This is a genomic window from Cyclobacterium amurskyense (genome assembly GCF_001050135.1).
Taxonomy (GTDB): domain Bacteria; phylum Bacteroidota; class Bacteroidia; order Cytophagales; family Cyclobacteriaceae; genus Cyclobacterium; species Cyclobacterium amurskyense.
The window spans coordinates 6110177-6129418 of the sequence record NZ_CP012040.1 but is presented as its reverse complement, the minus strand read 5'-3'; the positions used below and the strand labels follow the sequence as shown (position 1 = coordinate 6129418).

Sequence of the window (19242 nt, the reverse complement as noted above, 5' to 3'; positions counted from 1 at the left end):
AGGAATTATTTGTCAATCTAAAATTGATTTAAAGCATTGTTTGATTCAATTCTATTCCGAAATTCATTATATCCTTTAAATTAAAGGTAATGTGCAGCTATAGGGCACAATTGGGCTTTCAGTGTGGGAGGAATAGAGAATCCATAATTTACTGTGCTTGTCTAGATTTTATGTTGAAAATTCCTTTATTTTGAATGAATGAGTACAAAAGATCAGTGTTTATCCCTTTTTTGTCATTAGATATTACTACCATGCTTAGAAAAAAATCAATCTATTTTCAGCTATTGTTAGTTAATTTTGCGCTAATATTTAACAGCTGTGGGGGGGATTCCTCGGAAAGTAATGCGGAAAATTCAAAATTACCACGTGTGGCCATTGCAGGTTTGGCCATAGAGTCTAGCACTTTCTCACCTGCAGTGTCGGAAAAGGAAGCCTTTCATGCGAGAAGAGGGGAAGAAATATTCAATTATTATCCATTTATGAATGAGGATTCTATCAATAGATCCAGAGCTGAATGGTTCCCTACACTTAGAGGACATGCCATACCTGGAGGAATAGTTTCTCGAGAAGCATACGAATCTCTGGTTGGAGAAACACTTGAAAGGTTGAAAGAAAATTTACCTTATGATGGGTTGTTTTTTGATATTCATGGTGCCATGAGTGTGGTTGGTTTGGATGATCCTGAAGGAGATTTTATTGAAAGGATTAGGGAAGTGATAGGTAAGGAAACCCTAATATCTACTTCAATGGATTTGCATGGGAATGTTTCCTGGAGGCTAGCAGGTAATACTGATTTAATTACTTGCTACCGAATGGCTCCGCACGAAGATGCGCTGGAATCCAAAAAACGAGCAGTAGACAATCTTTTGGACAGATTAGAATCAGGAAAAGGTAAGCCAGCCTACAAGGCATGGGTGCCTGTTCCTATATTGCTTCCAGGAGAGAAAACGAGTACCCGAGTTGAGCCAGGTAAAAGTCTTTATGCAGAGGTGAATCCTGCAACTCAACAGGAGGGTGTAATTGATGCTGCGATATGGGTAGGATATGCCTGGGCGGATGAACCTAGAAATCATGCCGTAGTGATGGTAACAGGAGATTCAAAAGAGAAAGTTAGCCAAACTGCAGAGAGGTTGGCGACTAGCTTCTGGGATAAAAGAAACGAATTTGATTTTATTGCCCCGACTGCAAGTTTAAAAGAGAGCTTGGATATGGCAATAGATAGTGAAGCGAAGCCTTTTATGATAAGTGATATGGGGGATAATCCAACTGCCGGGGGAGCGGGTGATGTCACCTGGACATTAAAGGAAATACTTGACAGACCGGAATTTAAAGCTGATTCAGGCCCTTCTTTAATTTATGCGTCTATTCCCAGTCCTGAATTGGTGGAGGCTGCGTTGAAAGTAGGTGTAGGTGCTAAGGTTTCTGCAAAAGCAGGAGCAGCAGTTGATGATCGTTTTTCACCCCCGATTTTACTTTCAGGTACTGTTGAAGCTATTGAAAAAGGGGATAGAAATGCCGAGGTGGAAGTTGTAGTGAAGGTAGGAAGCGTACATGTAATTGTCACCAAAAAGAGAAAACCTTATCATAGGGAAAGTGATTTTACTAATCTTGGTCTTAACCCGAGAGATACGGATATTGTAGTAGTTAAAATCGGTTATCTTGTTCCAGAATTATACGACATGAGGGCTGATTGGATTATGGCACTTACGCCAGGAGGTGTTGATCAGGACTTAGAAAGGTTGGAGTTTAAACGTATCAACAGACCCATGTTTCCGTTTGATAAAGAGATGTCAACACCAGATTTGAGTGCCCGCTTGGTTCCTTCCTCTCAAGAATTTTGACCAGATTGGTCAGTCTTTGTTTAATGCCCATTCAAGCCTTAATTAAGAAGTAGCTCAACGACAATCTTAAATTGCTCAAAGTTGCTGGTCTGAATAATATCCTTTTACTTTACGTATTGAAAATTATATGCCTGATTTGTTGGTGAAAACAACAGATCAGGCAATTCTATTTTGTTAGAAATCAAAATTTCATTTAACAAGTCCCAATAATCAATAGGTTGATTTCATAATAGTACCGTATTACCTAAAAGTTATAAAGGAGAAAGAACGATTGTTTTAAAAAAATCCAAAAAAATGGTAAAAAAATATTGCATTATTTTCCTATTCTGTTTCCTCTCTCATTTGACTTATGCTCAGGTGAAGATTGAAAAGGAGTCCAGAGTAGTGAGTAATGATGTTCCTGAAATAGCCATAAAGTGGTTGGAGGATGTTTTTGACCATAAGAAAAAATTAAAGTGGTATTTTGAGATAAGTGCGGACAGCCACAGTTATGAAGCCAAATTTATTCGAAAAGGTAAAAAATTTAGTGTTGAATTTAGTGAGGAAGGAATTATTGAAGACATAGAAGTATTTGAGCATTGGAGGAAATTACCTCAACATGTCAAAGACAATATATCCGATTACTTGGAGGGAAAGTATATAAAATCTAGAATCGAAAAAATTCAAGTTCAATATACTGGGACAAAGGAAGACTTTCAAAATTGGGTGAAGACCAATTATTTGAACCAAATTGTAATAAAATATGAATTGGAATTTTATGGCGAAACATCAAATTCAAAAAAATTATGGGAGGGATTATTCGATAATAATGGGCAAATCCAAATGAGTAGAGAAATCATACTAACACCTTCGAATAATCTGTTTTATTGATGCGTAAACTATTACTTATTTTTCTTTTATCATTGCCAGCACAGTTAATGGCTCAAGGAACTGTCAGGATGTTTGGGTTTTTTCCTGAATTTCAGATAGGCATTAAAGCAACAGAAAAACTGAAAATAATTGGTAAAATAGAGAGTCAACACGGTATGGCCGAAAAGTTCGAAGGCAAGGATTTGGATGTGGGTTACTTCCATAATCTTACGGATTTTCAGGGGTTTTTGGGCACCAAAGTCAATCCATTTATTGATATAGCCGCAGGGTATCAATATAGGGTGAATAGCAGGGGAGACAATAGCCATAGAACCATACAGCAAATATCCATTCTCCAGTTGCCCGGCAATTATAAGATTGGGCATCGAATTCGAGCAGATCAAACTTACGCTCCTTTTGAAAAAAATGATTATAGACTTAGATATCGTATTTCTTTTGAACTACCAATTGAAGGAAAAAGTTTGGATCCTGGAGAGTTCTATCTCGTATTTAGTGATGAAGTCCTTTATAGCTACCAAGCAGGTGAAAGCGGTGTCGAAAACCGGGTGGTGGCATCTTTGGGTCACCTTTCCAAGGAGAAACAAAAATTTCAGGCAGGAATAGATTATAGGACTGATCGCTTTTTTGACCCGGACCTCCGCCATAGAACTTGGTTTAAATTCGGATGGTACTTGAATTTTTAGCGTATATTCTGATAATAAATCAAATGCTAAAACTCATGGTTTTTGGCATTATTCCAAAACCAATCCAACTTCGTTAAACCCAGATTGGGTAATTGCTTGTATATTTAGATTTAACCCCGATTATGTAATAGGATTTCTACGCCCTGACAATGTCAGGGGTGAAGCCTGTCCCGTGTTTACAGGAAGTGTTGCAATCGCAAGAAAATCAGGCTGTTTGGAGATTATAGCATAGCACCGCAATGGTGAAATTGAAAACAGCAACGAAGTGGCTGATTTTGAAGCGATTTCAGCACGTAATAGATTGTCTATTGCATATTTCGGGTTTAAAATAAACATAGCTTTAGGAATTTACCCTTGGCTATGTTTAGTGCTTGGCTTTTTAGGTGAGGTACATTGCGCTACAGGAAACATTGGTTACTCAGATTAGTAAACGTCCAAGATTTTGTAGTTTTGACCATTCATACTGAAAGAATCCCCTTTCTTTTTCCCTAGCATTTCTTTGTATATTGGAGCTTTTCGAGATATGCCGAATAATTTATCTCCATCTACTTCAAATTCCTCCAAACTCACGCTCGGAAAAAAAGTCATTTTATCGGTTTTTACTATTGCGCCCAAAGAAACTTCAGAAAAGTGATTGTCAGCAGTTTTCATTTGCTTCAGAAAATCTAATTCTTCGATCACAAAGTTCAGTTCCCGTGCAAGTCGATTGATGACAAGCGCGCTTTCATTTTCTTGGCCTTGCTGATCATATTCTTGAGGCTCATCCTGAGGCTGTTGTTCTCCATCCCTTATTTCTTGTATCCTTTGCCTAAAATCTGAAACGATACTTTCCTGATGTTTAATGGCCTCGACCATTACTTTTTTCTTGTGGGCTAATTTTTCCATAATAATTATGTGTGTAATTTTTCTCTATCCATCTCAAAAAGGTTGCCAAAAAAGTTAACGAAATCAGAAAATTATGAAAGCCAGACTAGACCTGAATTTTAAATTGAATCTGTTTAGTGATTGATGGCAATCTGGTATTTTCCTTTCTTTCAAGATTTAATACCATTATATCATTTAAATACATTAGCTAATCCATATTGCTAGATCTAGATAAGCAAAAAGCAAAATTAATACTGTCAAGGTTTAAGTGAAAGTACTTAACTTAATAAAGATTCTGGTCTTGAATACATTTAAGAAAAATCAAATAGGACGATAATGTTGCTGTTTTTGAACTAATAGATTATTTTGTAAATAGCTGATAAATAACAATTTGGTTTTGATATTTTTAAAAAAGATGTATCTTTAAAAGAATCAGATACTGTAATAATATGAAAATGATAAAAAATTTAAGGAGCGTTGCTTTATTGTTATTACTAATGGGTTTTTTCTTTTCATTCACTGTTACTTCTTGTGGAAACAAGAAAGCTGAGAGTACTGAACAAACCGAAGAACATCCTGCTGGAGAAGATGAGCATCCGGCTGGAGATGACGAACACCCTTCAGATAGTTCTGAACATCCAACAAAGGAATAATAATGTACCCATAAAGAAGGCGCTTAATTCGCGCTCTTTTTTATGGGTAATTTTACCTGGTAAAAGAAAATGTTGTTTTCGCTACTGCGGATTTACCATCAATTTCTAAGACAGGGTAAGCCATGAAGTTTACAGGTCCAGCCTCTGGTCCAGGGTTTAAGGCTAAATCTCTACCTCTACTTAATTCTACCCTATTGGCCGGATTGCGACCAAAATAATAAGTGGAAAGTGCAGTATATTTATTGCCCTCGCTTATATCCACAGGCCACCATTTTCCTTCTGCATAAAATTCAGCCCAGCAATGATAACCATCAATGCCTCCTTCGTCTCGGTCTGAGGGTATAGCTGCACCTATAGAAAATCTGGCTGGAATGCCAACAGAACGTGCCATGGAAATAAATAAGGAGTGAAACTCGGTACAGTTTCCGGTTTTTGTATCACAAGCATAGATAGAATCGCCTTTGCCATAATCACCATATTTCATGTACTTCATATTGTCTATAATGTAGTCGTATATAGCCCTGGCTTGCATTAAGTGACTGTCATTCTTTTTTTCTCCTATGGCCTCCAAAGCCAACTCCCGGAAGCGTCTACCTACAGGCATTAATGCACTTGACTCCAGATACCGTGGATCCATTTCACTAGCGTCTTCATAGGGGCCTTTTTCTTTGCGTTTGACATTATAAACCAAGGTAACCGGTTTGCCACTCTCTTCTGAAGTAAGGTCAAGGAATAGAATGGCATTGTTATTTGCAATGTCTTTGATGATCTCATGCTTACCTGGTATTTCTTGTTTTGCTAGTTCCACTTCCTGAAAGTCATCAGTGATAGCCACTGGGATCCACATTTTTGCCTTTCCAACTATAGTGGGCAAAATGACTTCATAATTAAATTGAAATTGATCTTCTCCCTCTATTACCCCCAGTAATAAATTACTAGCCTCTGCTACAGGGAGTCGATGCCATGTTTTATCTGGCTTCTGTTTCCAGGTATAAAATGGTTTTCCATTTAATTTATGGACAGTAGTTTCAGTTACTTCCATCTCCCCAGGTTTGCCCTCCATGAAAAAATCCACATCGTAAACGTCTCCACTGGTATCCGCAAGGTCCACACATGCAAAATGGCTGTTAGGGCCTAGGTTTGATAAATATTCTGTGTGGACCCTTACCAATTGTAAGCGCAAAAATTTATTATCATCCTTCACCAGAAAAAAACCATCATTCTCCGCTGCTTTGTTGGTGATAAAGGCCTTGATGCCCTCCTCAATATCAGCAATGTCTACTTTGGGTATAGGTGCAGTTTTATTTTTGAACTGAATAGTTTCTTTTTTCTCAGCTTGGCAGCTTATTAGTGTCAGGGAAAAAATGAAAAAAACAATTAACGGAGCAAAACACAATTTTTTTTTCATGATAAGGCTTTTAGTTGTTGTGTTTAAGATGGTAGGGGTAGTGGTTCATTAACTCAAAGTTAGTGTTTCTTAATTAAGTATCAAGTCAATAAAAGCTTATCTGTTTCTAACTTTTATATAAAAATAAGGTGAAATTTGTACTGGAGGGTATGTGTGATTTTTATGTTGAAAAATGAATAATCAATATAAATTTATATTTTAAAGTGCTGTCCATCAATGGTTCTCGTTAATAATTATTACTTAGCAGGTATAATACAAGTATAAAAAGAGTAATTTACTTTCTAAGGTATTTTATTTTATCAAAACCATTATTGATTATATTGCACCTTAGTTTTTGACCCTTAATATCCGATTGAATTGACAAAACTACAAACCCATTAATCCAAAATTCATGAATTTCACCTCATTAGACCTGGCAATATTTGTTGGTTATTGTATCCTTATCATCTTGATGGGGTATTTTGTATCAAGAGAGAAAAAAGGCCATGTAAAAGATTCCAACGATTATTTTCTAGCAAGTAAGGCCCTGCCTTGGTGGGCAGTTGGAGCCTCATTGATCGCTTCCAATATTTCAGCAGAACAATTTATTGGGATGTCTGGATCAGGATTTGCTCTTGGATTGGCTATCTCTACTTACGAGTGGATGGCCGCAGCAACATTGATTATTGTGGCTATATTTTTCCTTCCCATCTATCTGAAGGAAGGGATTAGTACCATGCCTCAATTTCTACTCAAAAGGTACGACAGTAGGGTACGGACAGTAATGGCTGTATTCTGGCTATTGGTTTATGTATTCGTAAACCTTACTTCTGTATTGTACCTAGGCGCATTAAGTCTTGAAACCATATTAGGTGTACCAATGATCTATGGGATTGCAGGATTGGCAGTATTTGCCATGTTGTATTCCATATATGGGGGACTTAAAGCGGTTGCATGGACAGATGTAGTTCAGGTATTCTTCCTGGTACTAGGTGGATTAGCAACTACTTATCTGGCCCTGTCAATAGTTGGCTCCGGAGATGTTTTTGCAGGAATTGCAACGCTTTTTAGAGAAGCCCCATCACATTTCAATATGATAATAAATGAGGGAGAGATGATGATCCCTGATGGAGCAGGAGGAGTAAGAGATGCCTATATGGATTTACCGGGTATTTCCGTACTTATAGGCGGAATGTGGGTGATTAACCTTAGTTATTGGGGATTTAATCAATACATCACGCAAAGGGCCTTGGCTGCAAAATCACTGAATGAAGCGCAGAAAGGGATGGTCTTTGCTGGATTCCTAAAATTATTAATGCCTTTAATTGTGGTGATACCAGGGATTGCTGCTTTGGTAATTGTAAACCAAGGAGTAGATCCATCATTTGCTGAATCCATGACAGACCCTGTTAGTGGTATAATCAAGTCAGATAGGGCTTATCCTACCTTGCTTCAATTGCTACCATCAGGTTTAAAAGGTTTGGCATTTGCAGCATTGACAGCAGCAATAGTATCCTCTTTGGCTTCTATGGCCAACAGTACTTCCACTATATTTACTTTGGATATTTATAAGAATTTCTTCGACCAAAATGCTTCAGAGAAAAAGCAGGTTAGGGTAGGAAGGATAACAGCAGTTGTTGCCTTTATTGTTGCAGCCATTGTCGCACCAGCATTAAGGGAATTAGATCAGGCTTTTCAGTACATACAGGAGTATACTGGTTTTGTTTCGCCAGGTGTATTTGCCATTTTTATGTTTGGTTTCTTCTGGAAAAAAACCACTTCAAATGCCGCATTAACTGCTGCTGCACTTACTATTCCTTTGTCAGCTGCTTTCAAGTTCTTGACCCCGACTCTACCATTTATAGACCGAATGGGTTTGGTTTTCCTTATCATTTCAGGCCTTATAATCCTTATCAGTTTAGTAGAAGGTAAAGGAAAAGACCATCCTAAAGGAATAGAGATCACCAAAGATCTTTTTAGGACAAGTACTCAATTTAAAATAGGAGCAATACTGATATCTGGTATTATAGCGGCCCTATACATTGTATTTTGGTAAATATTAATTCGTAACATGAGACAACTCCTTATAGGATATGATATTGGCAGTTCTTCTGTAAAAGCCACCCTCTTGGACGCAGATTCCGGTAAGGTAGTGGCCGCAAAAGGGCTTCCTGAAGTAGAAATGAGCATTGATTCCCCTCAAAAGGACTGGGCGGAACAGGATCCTGAATTGTGGTGGAAATACATCAAGGAAACGACAAAAAATATAATTGCACAGGGGAATGTAAAAGCCGGTGAGGTAAAGGCTATAGGTATTTCCTATCAAATGCATGGCCTCGTGATGGTAGACAAAGACTTGTCTGTAATTAGGCCTGCCATCATCTGGTGTGATAGCAGGGCAGTGGAAATTGGCAATCAAGCCTTCTCAAGTTTAGGAAGTGATTACTGTCTCAGTCATTTGCTCAATTCTCCGGGTAACTTTACAGCTTCAAAGCTTAAATGGGTAAAGGAGAATGAACCTGATAGGTATGAACAAATACATAAAATAATGCTTCCTGGTGATTTTATAGCTATGAAGCTTACAGGCGAGATCCTTACCTCTGAGACGGGATTGTCGGAAGGAGTTTTTTGGGATTTTCTAGAAAATAATATTGCCGACCGACTGTTGTATCACTATGGGATAAGTGCTGATTTACTACCCAAAGCGGTTTCTTCATTTGGTGTGCAAGGTGGCTTATTGCCTCAGGTTGCCAAGGAATTAGGCTTAGATACTGGAATCCCGGTTACTTATAGGGCTGGTGACCAGCCTAACAATGCCTTTTCCCTAAATGTACTTCAAGAAGGAGAATTGGCCACTACGGCTGGAACTTCTGGAACCGTGTTTGGCGTTAGCACCAAGCCTGTATATGATCCCCTTTCCAGAGTCAATACCTTTGTTCATGTCAATCATCAGAAAGATGACCCTAGATATGGGGTCTTACTTTGTGTGAATGGAACGGGCATATTGAACAGTTGGCTCAAGCGATCGTTTGGAGGTCAATCTCTCGATTATGAAGAGATGAATCAACTTGCGGGCGAAGTGCCAATAGGAGCAGAAGGGCTAAGCTTTTTGCCTTTTGGAAATGGGGCTGAAAGGATTTTGGAGAACAAACAAGTCGGTGCACAACTTTCAAAATTGAACTTGTTGAAGCACGACAAGAGACATGTTTTTCGTGCCGGGCAGGAGGGGATTGTTGCAGCATTGACCTATGGGTTTAATATAATGAAGAACATGGGCCTCAACTTGAAAACTGTGAAGGCCGGTAAGGCCAATATGTTTTTAAGTCCAATTTTCAGAGAAGCTTTCGTGAATATGAACAATGTGTCTCTCGAACTCTATGACACAGATGGTGCTCAAGGAGCAGCAAGAGGAGCCGGAATAGGGGCGGGCATTTATTCTGGTCCTGAGGAAGCTTTCCAAGGCCTGGTTAAAATCCAGGATTTTGAACCCGATGCAAAGAAGATTGAAGCATATGGGGAGATTTATAAGCAATGGGAGGATTGCTTGAACCTGATAAAATAATTAAAAATACTTATCTAAAACCTAACAAAAATACAATTATGTCTGATTTGTTTTTTCCTGAAATTGATAAAATTAAGTTTGAAGGGAAGGATTCTAATAATCCATTGGCTTTTAAATATTACGATGAAAACCGAGTGATTGGTGGAAAATCGATGAAGGAGCATTTTCGCTTTGCTATAGCTTATTGGCACTCATTCTGTGCTACAGGAAATGATCCCTTTGGGCCAGGTACTATTGTTCACAAATGGGATAAATCCAATGATCCTATTCAGCGAGCCAAAGATAAAATGGATGCCGCATTTGAATTTATTCAAAAAATTGGTGCACCATTTTATTGTTTTCATGATATAGATCTTATTGATGAGGGAGACAGCATTGCCACTTATGAGAAACACATGGGAGCTATAGTGGACTATGCCAAACAAAAACAAAAAGAAACAGGAATAAAATTACTTTGGGGAACTGCAAATGTATTTAGTCATCCTAGATACATGAATGGAGCAGCTACCAATCCGGATTTTGATGTGGTAAGTAGGGCTGCTACCCAGGTTAAAAATGCCATAGATGCTACCATTGAGCTTGGAGGTGAAAATTATGTTTTCTGGGGAGGTAGAGAAGGTTATATGTCTTTGCTAAACACCGACATGAAAAGGGAAACAGAGCATTTGGCTCAATTCTTAACCATGGCCAGAGATTATGGTAGAAAACAAGGGTTTAAAGGTACTTTCCTAATTGAACCAAAGCCAATGGAGCCTACTAAACACCAGTATGACTATGATGCAGCTACCGTTATTGGCTTCCTTAGGCATTTTGGATTGGATAAGGATTTTAAATTGAATTTGGAAGTAAACCATGCAACCCTTGCAGGCCACACTTTTCAGCATGAACTACAGGTAGCGATGGATGCAGGCCTTCTAGGTAGTATAGATGCCAATAGAGGTGACTATCAGAATGGTTGGGATACCGATCAATTTGCGATCAACTTACAAGAGCTTACCGAGGCAATGTTAGTATTGTTGCAAGGATCTGGATTTACTTCTGGTGGAGTTAATTTTGATGCTAAGATTCGTAGGAATTCTACCGACCAGGATGATCTTTTCCATGCACATGTAGGAAGTATGGATGCATTTGCCAGAAGTTTGCTCATTGCCAGTGATATCATGGAAAAATCACCATATCAATCATTAAGAAAGCAACGTTATAGTTCTTTTGACAGTGGTAAAGGAAAAGAGTTTGAATCAGGTAAACTTGATCTTGAAGCATTGAGAAGCCATGCATTGGAAATTGGTGATCCAAAAATGATCAGTGGAAAACAGGAGATGTTTGAAAATATTCTAAATCAATACATCTAAAACACTATATTGAATTATAAAAAAAGCAGCTTATGAATTCTAAGCTGCTTTTTTTTATGCGATTTTTTAAGGCAAAACCCTTATTGTACTTTCTCTTTTGCCAAAAGTGCTTTTACTTCTTTAATCAAAGCCTCACTCAGTCCGTAAACCAAATTAAGATCTTGGTCCCAAAAATCTATTTTGGCCAAAACACTTTCTACCACTACATCAGGCGTTTTGATTTTCCATACCTGATCAAAATATTTCACAATCTCAGTTTTGTCATTGATGGGTGTCTTTTCACCGTTATAATGACCTCTGTAATAAACAATCATTGCAGCAAATGCTTGAACCATTCCAGTTGGGATTTCATCTTTTTTATTGATGTAATCTAGCAAGGATGGCAATACCCTTACTTTCCACTTAGAAATAGAGTTTAAAGCAATGTCACTGAGCTTATGCTTGATAAATGGATTTCTGAATCGATCAAGCACGTCTTCTGCAAAAGGAGTTACACTAGCAGCTGGTTGATCCATTGCAGGTATTATTTCATTAAAGATAACCTGTTTAAGGTAATTACTGGTTTCCTCATTTTCCATGGCATCTCTAACCAATCTGATCCCTGCCAGATAAGCAACAGGTACCAAACAAGTGTGGGCACCATTTAATATACGCACTTTTCTGGTTCTGAATGGTGCAATATCTTTTACAAATTGTACATTAAAGCCTGCATTGTCTAGAGGCAATTCCATCCTCAACCAATCCGGACCTTCTATGGCCCAGAAGTGGAAAGGTTCGGCCATTACCATTTGTTCATCCTTGAATCCGAGCTGAGCCTGAATTTCATTTCCACTGCCCACAGGGTATCCTGGGACAATTCTGTCTACAAGGGTATTACAGAAAGTATTGTGTTTGACAATCCAATCTTCAAATGATCCTGGAAGTTCCCATAAATCAATGTACCTTAAAATGTTGTCCTTTAATTTTTTACCATTGTCTTCTACCAACTCACATGGAATAACTACCAGTCCTTTTTCAATATCACCTTTGAAATGCTTGAAACGCCGATAAAGCAAAGCTGTTAATTTTCCTGGAAAGGATTCAGGAGAAGTCGCCCAGTCTTTGTCATTTTCATCAAAATAAATCCCAGCTTCGGTAGTGTTGGAAATTACGAACCTTAATTCAGGTATTTTTGCAATTTCCAAATAGGCATTATAGTCTAAAAATGGATTAACGGCCCCTCTTACTGACTGGATGAGCCTGTTTTCTTCTATTGTTTTTCCCTTACTTATTCCCCTGGTTAAAACATGGTATAGGCCTTCTTGGTCATTTATTCCTTGAGCCGGCTTTCGGCTATGCACTTGTACCATTTGAATGTCTCCATCAAATGATGTTTTTTCGTTTAGGACATCAATCATCCAATCAGCAAATCCTCGTAAAAAATTCCCCGTGCCAAATTGGATTACCTTTAATGGACGAGAAGTGGGATTTGGGATATTTTGTCTATTTATTGGTTTCATGCTTTACTTTCAATTAGTATTGTTAATGTTGTTTGATTTTTTTCTTGTTATGATGGATAATTAGGTGGTGTAAACCTGAATAAACAGGTGATTTATTTTTTATGGAAAAGTCCTCTACCTAATCAAGCTCTTTGAAGTCTATGGATAATGATAATTAAAGCGTGGAAGTAAATTCCCTAAATTGTTCATTCCTAAATTAATATAGACTTTCAACTCAAGCAATTTACATGTTGTTTCTGTTCCTGCACCTCAATGATTTCACAATGTCATAATTACTTACGAAAAATTGCATCAAATTGGCTGTTTTTTTCAAAAGTAGACCTGCTGTATTTTTATCCTTTCTTTCAATTTAAGCTACCTAATCCAAAATACTTTCATCAAATTTCATACCGATATGAGCTTAATCTTCTTATAAAATTTGGAATTACATGTTGTATTTCTGCCGGCTATCAGAATGATTTGCTATGGCCTTTTAACCCGGATTATCAATGTCGTTTAGTTAAGGAATTTTTATTATTTTTAGGAAAGAAAAGGGAGCGTAGTTTTTTTGAAAATAATCTAACAACAATCAAGTCCTTTTCCTTTTCGAAGGACTTTTTAAAACTATTAAAAAACAATATAGAAAATGGATTAACACGCGATAGGTTCCGTACGACTAACACAGCGTTTGTTCGTCAGCGGTGTTTGGGTTTTACAGATCTTATCTACTTCATGTTGGGCCTGGGTAAATCGAGTGTTCAGCAAGAACTTGATAATTTTTTTTCCGACAAATCGGTCAGCTATTCCAAAGGAGCATTCAGTCAGCAACGATCCAAACTAAACCCCAAGGTGTTTACATGGCTCAATGAACAACAATGTTCTTTTTATTATAATAAAGCCAGCCATATCCGTAAATGGAAAGGTTTTCGGCTTATAGGTATCGACGGCAGTACTTTGCAGCTTCCTTACAGCAAAGAATTGGCAAAAGGTTTTGGCCATTTCGAAACCCGGACTGAAAACGGGAGAAAAGTAGTGTTAGCCCGTGTTTCCCAAGCCTACGATGTACTCAACCAAATCAGTATAGATGCCAAGATCAAACATTACAGGACAAGTGAACTTGCTCTGTGTGAAAGTCATCTTCCCTGTCTAGGGCCGGGCGATCTGCTTATAATGGATAGGGCTTATGCGGCCTTTTGGCTCATGTCCTCATTGGTTCAGCAACAGAAATCCTTTGTCATCAGGGTAAAGGCAAACAGATGGAAACATGCAAAGGCATTTTTAGCATCTACCCAAAAACAGCAGATCATAGAGGTGTCCCCTTCCAAAGAGGCCTTAAACAGGTGTAGGGAAAGGAATATTCCTACTGAGGCACTCAAGTTAAGGCTCGTACGGGTACCGATTGCATCAGGAGAAGACCATATATTGATAACCAACCTAGTTGACCATAAGAAGTACCCTGTCAAGGAAATACGTGAGCTCTACAGGAAAAGATGGCCTGTTGAAGAGTCTTTCAAGCTACTCAAAACTAGGGCGGAACTTGAAAACCTGAGCGGAAAGACGGCCAGGGCCGTTCTCCAGGATTTTAATAGAATCATTCTCAGGGCCAACTTGAGCAACATTCTCAGTAAAACACTTACCAAAAAAGGGATTGACTACTGTAATAAAAAACGGAAAAACACTTATCAGATCAACAGAACCCAGGCGTATCGTAAAACCAAATCTATAATTGATCAACTCAAACAAGGAATGGACAAAATCATTGGAAAAATATCTGATTATGCTTTCAAACTGTTGCTTCAACTTGAAATAATACGGCCCAACAGGTCAGTTCCTAGAATAAAAAGGTATACTGCCAGACCCAGTAATTTTATAACTTATAAACCTTAACTAAACGACATTGCCCGGATTATGTAATAGGCTTTCTCCGTCCTGACAATAGTCAGGGGTGAAGCCTGTCCCGTGTTTACGGGAAGTGTTGCAATCGCAAGAAAATCAGGCTGTTTGGAGATTTTAGCATAGCACCGCTATGGTTAAAATTGAAAACAGCAACGATTGGGTATTTTGAAGCGATTTCAGCACGGAATAGAATGTCTATTGCATATTTCGGGTTTAATACTTGTATTTACAGGTATACAGTTACATTAAATCAATGTTCAATCGCATCGACTATTTTGATAGTAAGATTTGAATACAGGGTTTTAACGTCTGTATTTCATTTTTTAGCGACAGCGCTCCTAATAAATTGACTTTTCCTGTATTAATGACTAAGAATAAGGGTTTAAATAGAACAATGATCTGTTCGACAGTAAGGAGAAAAGCCTAGTAACTTAACTTCCGAATGGATGATCTTGCGCCTGTATGCTCCTAATCAAGCCAATATTACATTTAAAGTAGAAATTTACTCATTGCTAGACAATACCGCTTATAAAGAATTATATGGTTGAAATGCATAAAATGCAATCCCTTGCTCCAATTTTTGTTTTATTCTCCTTTTATATTCTTTATATTTAATCCCTTGATAAGTTTTCTTGCTGTTCTATTATTTAGAACAATAATTGGATTTTCTTGCATCAAAAATAGATTGTCCCAAAGTAATTATTACCTAATTTTATTTAATTACCAAAACTAGATCTTATGAAATTCAATAGTAAATTTTGGTCACCATTTGCTGCCTCAATTTTGCTTTTATCAGTATCATGTTCCAATGAAAAAAATGTGGAAGAAGAAGTGAAAACCACCTTTACAGGAGGTAAGAATGAAATTAAACTGTTGACTCTTGATCCAGGTCACTTTCATGCCCACCTCGTTAAAAAATCCATGTATGAGCAAGTAGACCCTAAAGTTTACGTTTATGCTCCTGATGGTCCAGAGTTGCAGTCTTATTTAAAATCAATTGAAAGCTACAATACCCGTGAAGAGGATCCTACCAGTTGGGAACTTGAGGTATACAAAGGCGACGACTACCTTCAAAAAATGCTCAGTGAAAAGAAGGGTAACGTAATGCTTACTGCTGGAAACAATAAAGAGAAAACAGCCAATATCAAGGCAACCATTGAAGCAGGTATAAATGTTTTGGCAGATAAACCAATGGCCATTGATGCCAAAGGTTTTGAAACATTGAAGGAGGCTTTCGAGCTGGCAGAAAAAAACAATGTTTTACTGTATGATATCATGACCGAAAGGTTTGAGATCTCTACGATTCTCCAAAGAGAGTTTTCTTTGATTCCCGATGTGTTCGGACAAATGGAAAAAGGAACAGTTGACAATCCGGCCATTACCAAAGAGAGTATTCACCATTTTTCTAAGTTGGTTTCAGGAAAGCAACTGATCAGGCCAGGATGGTTTTATGACGTAAATCAACAAGGGAATGGTATTGTGGATGTTACTACCCACTTGGTTGATTTGGTACAATGGGAAAGTTTTCCAAATAAAATCATAGATTATAAGACTGACATCGAAATGATCAATGCCAAGAGGTGGACCACAGACCTTACTCTTGAAGAGTTCACTAGTTCTACAAACCTTACTGAATTCCCTGATTACCTTCAGTCAGTGGTGTCTGACGGCTTATTGAAGGTTTATGGCAACGGAGAAATTAATTACAAGATCAATGGGGTGCATGCGAAGGTATCTGTTATCTGGAATTACAAAGCGCCTGAAGGTTCCGCGGATACGCATTATTCTATCATGAGAGGTACCAAAGCAAACTTGGTTATCAGACAAGATGCTGAAGAAAACTATAAACCTGAGCTATACATAGAGCCTGTAGAAGGTCAGGATTTGGCTGAGTTTGAAGCCAATGTTACCAAGCATGTAAAAGAACTAGCTGGTACCTTTAAAGATTTGGATGTTGCGAAAGTAGAAGGTAAAAACTCTTGGAGAGTTGTAATCCCACAAGCTTACCGACATGGCCATGAAGATCATTTCAGGGAAGTAACAGAAACCTATATCAAATACCTTAAAGAAGGTAAATTACCTGATTGGGAGGTGCCGAATATGTTGGCCAAATACTACGTTACTACACAGGCTTTAGAATTGGCCAAATAATAAATTCATACTAAAAAAATACAAGCAGATGAAAAAGCAAAGAAGAGACTTTATCAAAACTGCAGGATTGGCAGGGTTTGGTTTAGCAGGAGGGGTATTATCTCCTCAAAGTTTTGCTTTTTCACCTGCTATAAAAGACCTTGCCATGAGCAAAAGTGACCTTAGTATCATCGGTCCATATGGCCCTTGGGCCAATGGGTTGATAAGCAAAGAATTGCCCTCGCTTTCTTTCAGAAACGAACGATTCACAGCTCTTGAATCCTGGAAAATGGAAGCCATGTCCACTGCCAAAGAAAGACTGGGAATTCCTGATTTGGGTAAGGTCCCAGAGGTAACTGTTCATGATACTTATGTCAATGATGGTTTGCGTTTTGAAGAAATAAGTTGGCAGCTTCCCTATGGCAATCCCACCAAAGCTTTGGTCATCAAGCCTGAGGGAGTTAAAGGAAGGTTACCAGCCATATTGGCTTTTCATGACCATGGAGGAAATAAATATTTTGGCTTAAGAAAAATTACAAGAACAGGTAAAGCGCAGCATCCACTGATGATAGAACATCAGGATCATTATTATGAAGGAAAGGCTTGGGCCAATGAAATCGCCAAAAGAGGATATGTGGTAATAGTGCCCGATTCCTTCACTTTTGCTAGCCGCAGGGTGCTCTTGGAAGAAGTTCCGGAGAATCGAAGGGGAGGTTTGACTGATGAAAACCCTGAAAAAGAAGAAAACATCTCAGCCTATAATAAATGGGCAGCAGACCATGAACACATCATGGCCAAGTCCTTGTTTTGCGGAGGTACTAGCTGGCCGGCAGTGTTTTTCGCTGAGGATCAAGTCGCTTTGGAAGTTTTACTTGCCAGAAAAGATGTAGATCCGGACAGAGTCGGTTGTGGAGGCCTTTCAGGTGGAGGATTGCGAACAGTGATGATGGGAGGATTGGATCACCGTATCAAATGTGCGGTATGTGTTGGTTTTATGAGCACATGGACAGATTTTTTATTGAACAGGGCTTATACACATACCTGGATGGCCTATGTGCCAAGACTGCCCAATGAATTGGATTTCCCTGAAATTCTTGGTTTGAGAGTTCCATTACCCACCTTGGTGCTCAATGATATTGACGATCAGTTGTACACCCTTCCTGAAATGCAAAAAGCAGATAAAATTCTTGAAGCGGTGTTTGTTAAAGCCGGAGCCCAAGACAAATACAAAGCCTCTTATTACCCCGGACTTCACAAGTTTGACCAAGCCATGCAAATAGAGGCTTTTGAGTGGTGGGATCAGTGGTTGAAAAATTAACTATTTCTTTATGAAAAACACCTTCCTTATGAAATCAAATTGGTATTTAATAGTAATCCTCTTCCTGGTTTTTACTTTTCCAGAAGTAGTGAATGCCCAAAGTTTAGATTCAGACATGCTCTGTGTTGGTGACCATTGGACAGAAGAAGAAGGAGCAGCATTTCTCCAAATGGAGAAGAAAAAGTACAGCACCGAAAAAGCTTGGAACAAAAGAGCTGCTGAGATTAGAAAACAAATACTTAAGGGAACGGACCTAGTTAAAATGCCTAAAAAGTCACCTTTAAAACCAATTATGGGTGAAATTAGAAAATTTGATGGCTATGTGGTTCAAAATATAGCTTTCGAAAGTTTGCCAGGTGTTTTTGTAACCGGAAGTTTGTACATGCCTAGTGAAAACCCCGGTAAAGCACCAGGGATTCTTAGTCCTCATGGACACTGGACAAAACCTGGAGATGTAGGAAGGTACAGACCTGATGCGCAAAAAAGATTTGCCTCTATGGCCAGAATGGGTGCAATAGTTTGGGCTTATGATGCTGTTGGTTATGGTCAAATGGGTGAAATTGGCTGGGAACATAGAGAAGGAGATGTGCTCAAATTGCAATTATGGAACAGTATCAGAAGCGTGGATTTTATCCTTTCCTTGGGAGCGGATCCCGATCGACTGGCCGTTACCGGTGCATCAGGAGGAGGAACACAATCCTTTCTATTGGCAGCAGTGGATGATCGAATCGATGTTGCAGCGCCAGTAGTAATGGTTTCTGCTCATTTCTTTGGTGGATGTGAGTGTGAGAGTGGCATGCCAATACATAAAGCAAAGAATTATCAAACCAACAATGTAGAGATTGCGGCAGTATTTGCACCAAAACCTCTTTTATTAACCTCTGTGGGAGGTGACTGGACCAAGAATACCCCGAATGTGGAATACCCATTCCTTCAGTACATTTATGGTCTAAAAGGTCATTCTGAAAAAGTTGAGAACAAGCATATCCCAGAGGATAATCATGGCTATGATGAGAAGAAAAGACAAGCTGTATATCCTTTTTTAGCTAAAAATTTAAAATTGGATCTTTCCAAAGCCATGTACAGCGATGGGCGCTTAAAAGAAGAAGCCGTTACAGTCGAAGACCAAAAAGCATTGTATCCCTTCAATGATAAGAATCCTTTCCCTGCTTATGGAATTACTTCCATAGATAACGTAAAATGGTAAA

Annotated in this window: 14 protein-coding genes; 11 read left to right on the top strand and 3 right to left on the bottom strand. The window is 38.4% G+C overall.

Annotated features, from left to right (window positions below):
- The first annotated feature begins 251 nt into the window (after positions 1–251).
- The 3 genes from CA2015_RS24275 (at position 252) to CA2015_RS24265 (ending at position 3394) form a co-directional block, all read left to right on the top strand.
- Positions 252–1841 carry a M81 family metallopeptidase gene (locus tag CA2015_RS24275; RefSeq protein ID WP_048644745.1) on the top strand — a complete coding sequence of 530 codons (1590 nt, stop codon included), beginning with the start codon at positions 252–254 and terminating at the stop codon, positions 1839–1841.
- A 294-nt stretch (positions 1842–2135) separates the two neighbouring features.
- Entirely contained in the window at positions 2136–2711 is a 576-nt protein-coding gene (locus CA2015_RS24270) for a hypothetical protein (protein WP_157470593.1), read from the top strand.
- Positions 2711–3394, top strand: a complete 684-nt coding sequence (locus CA2015_RS24265; protein WP_048644239.1) for a DUF2490 domain-containing protein — start codon at positions 2711–2713, stop codon at positions 3392–3394. Before CA2015_RS24270 ends, CA2015_RS24265 begins: the two co-directional genes overlap by 1 nt.
- Before the next feature lie 423 nt (positions 3395–3817).
- Here CA2015_RS24265 and CA2015_RS24260 read toward each other — a convergent pair whose 3' ends face one another.
- Positions 3818–4279 (bottom strand): hypothetical protein, encoded by a 462-nt coding sequence (locus CA2015_RS24260; RefSeq protein ID WP_048644238.1) that lies wholly within the window; start codon positions 4277–4279, stop codon positions 3818–3820.
- Between the two features lie 434 nt (positions 4280–4713).
- Between CA2015_RS24260 and CA2015_RS24255 the strand changes: the two genes are divergently transcribed.
- Entirely contained in the window at positions 4714–4911 is a 198-nt protein-coding gene (locus CA2015_RS24255; RefSeq protein WP_157470592.1) for a hypothetical protein, read from the top strand.
- A 52-nt stretch (positions 4912–4963) separates the two neighbouring features.
- Here the strand turns inward: CA2015_RS24255 and CA2015_RS24250 are convergent, their stop codons facing one another.
- Positions 4964–6319: a transglutaminase-like domain-containing protein gene (locus CA2015_RS24250; RefSeq protein WP_048644236.1), complete on the bottom strand. Its 1356-nt coding sequence runs from the start codon at positions 6317–6319 to the stop codon at positions 4964–4966.
- Between the two features lie 391 nt (positions 6320–6710).
- Here CA2015_RS24250 and CA2015_RS24245 point away from each other — a divergent pair, with 391 nt between their 5' ends.
- The 3 genes from CA2015_RS24245 to xylA are packed head-to-tail and all read left to right on the top strand — an operon-like array spanning position 6711 to position 11212.
- The gene (locus tag CA2015_RS24245; RefSeq protein ID WP_048644235.1) at positions 6711–8354 is read left to right on the top strand and encodes a sodium/sugar symporter; all 1644 of its coding nucleotides are present in this window, start codon (positions 6711–6713) and stop codon (positions 8352–8354) included.
- Positions 8355–8369: 15 nt separating this feature from the next.
- Entirely contained in the window at positions 8370–9860 is a 1491-nt protein-coding gene (locus CA2015_RS24240) for a xylulokinase (RefSeq protein WP_048644234.1), read from the top strand.
- Between the two features lie 38 nt (positions 9861–9898).
- Positions 9899–11212: a xylose isomerase gene (gene xylA / locus CA2015_RS24235; RefSeq protein ID WP_048644744.1), complete on the top strand. Its 1314-nt coding sequence runs from the start codon at positions 9899–9901 to the stop codon at positions 11210–11212.
- Positions 11213–11292: 80 nt separating this feature from the next.
- Here the strand turns inward: xylA and CA2015_RS24230 are convergent, their stop codons facing one another.
- On the bottom strand, positions 11293–12711 hold the full coding sequence (locus CA2015_RS24230; protein ID WP_048644233.1) for a tagaturonate reductase: 1419 nt from the start codon (positions 12709–12711) through the stop codon (positions 11293–11295).
- Between the two features lie 459 nt (positions 12712–13170).
- Between CA2015_RS24230 and CA2015_RS24225 the strand changes: the two genes are divergently transcribed.
- The 4 genes from CA2015_RS24225 (at position 13171) to CA2015_RS24210 (ending at position 19241) form a co-directional block, all read left to right on the top strand.
- Positions 13171–14577, top strand: a complete 1407-nt coding sequence (locus CA2015_RS24225; protein ID WP_157470591.1) for an IS4 family transposase — start codon at positions 13171–13173, stop codon at positions 14575–14577.
- A gap of 747 nt (positions 14578–15324) precedes the next feature.
- The gene (locus CA2015_RS24220; RefSeq protein ID WP_048644231.1) at positions 15325–16737 is read left to right on the top strand and encodes a putative oxidoreductase C-terminal domain-containing protein; all 1413 of its coding nucleotides are present in this window, start codon (positions 15325–15327) and stop codon (positions 16735–16737) included.
- Positions 16738–16765: 28 nt separating this feature from the next.
- The gene (locus CA2015_RS24215; protein WP_157470590.1) at positions 16766–18034 is read left to right on the top strand and encodes a dienelactone hydrolase family protein; all 1269 of its coding nucleotides are present in this window, start codon (positions 16766–16768) and stop codon (positions 18032–18034) included.
- A gap of 28 nt (positions 18035–18062) precedes the next feature.
- Positions 18063–19241: an alpha/beta hydrolase family protein gene (locus tag CA2015_RS24210; RefSeq protein WP_084012053.1), complete on the top strand. Its 1179-nt coding sequence runs from the start codon at positions 18063–18065 to the stop codon at positions 19239–19241.
- Position 19242 lies beyond the last annotated feature (1 nt).